The organism is Oleiphilus sp. HI0067, assembly GCF_001635735.1.
Genome location: NZ_LWFI01000180.1, coordinates 1 through 1233 on the forward strand (window position 1 = coordinate 1; position 1233 = coordinate 1233).

At 42.3% G+C, this 1233-nt stretch carries 3 protein-coding genes; 1 reads left to right on the forward strand and 2 read right to left on the reverse strand.

Going from position 1 to position 1233, the window contains the following annotated elements; translation table 11 throughout:
* Positions 1–133: 133 nt before the first annotated feature.
* Positions 134–292 carry a DUF2986 domain-containing protein gene (locus A3739_RS28565; protein WP_156502270.1) on the forward strand — a complete coding sequence of 53 codons (159 nt, stop codon included), beginning with the start codon at positions 134–136 and terminating at the stop codon, positions 290–292.
* 64 nt (positions 293–356) lie between these two features.
* On the opposite strand, the gene rraA is transcribed toward A3739_RS28565, so the two are convergent.
* Positions 357–854: a ribonuclease E activity regulator RraA gene (gene rraA / locus A3739_RS02430; protein ID WP_068477064.1), complete on the reverse strand. Its 498-nt coding sequence runs from the start codon at positions 852–854 to the stop codon at positions 357–359.
* Between the two features lie 21 nt (positions 855–875).
* The coding region (locus A3739_RS02435) for a putative PEP-binding protein (protein WP_304440244.1) at positions 876–1233 on the reverse strand (358 nt) is incomplete at its 5' end.

Below are 1233 nucleotides of genomic sequence, written 5' to 3' on the forward strand. Positions count from 1 at the left end.
CATTTCTTTCCAAAACTTCTTTTTCTTATACTTGTCGTATTTATTACTCATCTTTATTTTCTGCTAGCTTCAGATAATTGATCTACTTTCTAAAGATACCACCCCTATTTATTAAAAACTTAAACAGAGCTCTATGAACAGACAAAAAAAAATCAAACAAATCAATAAAAAGCGAATGAAAAAAGAGGCGGCTAAACGTGCGCCTAAAAAGAAGTCGACCTATATTTCAAAAGCTAAACGCGCGGAATTAGAAGAACTTGAACAGTCTGGCACAGAGTCGGAACAAGAGTGACAATTTAGATCCAATAACAAAAAGCCCAGTCATTTGACTGGGCTTTTTTAGCGCAACCGAAGTTTTAAGCAGGCATGCTCAAAGGCTCTGGCGAGACAATCACGCCGTTGTTATCCGCATAAACGTAATGTCCTGGTTTGAATACAACGCCGCCGAATTTCACCTCAACATTTAGATCACCTAATCCACGCTTCTCTGTCTTACGAGGATTTGTACCAAGCGCTTGTACGCCTAATTGCGTTTGGCGAATCACGTCGACATCGCGAATGCAGCCGTAAATGATCAACCCAGACCAACCATTTGCAGCAGCTTTCTCTGCAAGCATATCGCCTAGCAATGCATTACGCTTTGAACCACCGCCATCAACGACCATAACTCGGCCTTCGCCTGGTAGGCCAACTTGCTCTTTCACTACCGAGTTATCTTCAAAACACTTTACAGTCACGATCTCGCCACCAAACGCATCGACCGCGCCAAAGTTGTGAAACATTGGTTCTACGACTTCAACTAAGTCTGGGTACTCGTCACATAAATCTGGGGTGATAATTTTTTCTTCACTCATATTCTTATTCCTTTTAACTACTTACTGCTCTTCTTCTGCAAGATAGAACCACGTATCAAGCACAGAGTCAGGGTTTAATGACACAGTATCGATACCTTCATTCATTAACCAGCGCGCGAAATCTGGGTGATCCGAAGGGCCCTGTCCGCAAATACCGACATATTTACCTGCTTTCTTACATGCTTGAATAGCATTACTCAACAAAGCTTTGATCGCTTCATTTCGCTCATCAAAAAGATGCGCGATGATGCCAGAGTCTCGGTCTAGACCGAGCGTCAATTGGGTTAAGTCATTCGAGCCGATAGAGAAACCATCAAAGTACTCTAAGAATTGCTCTGCCAAAATGGCATTCGCTGGCAATTCACACATCATGATTACA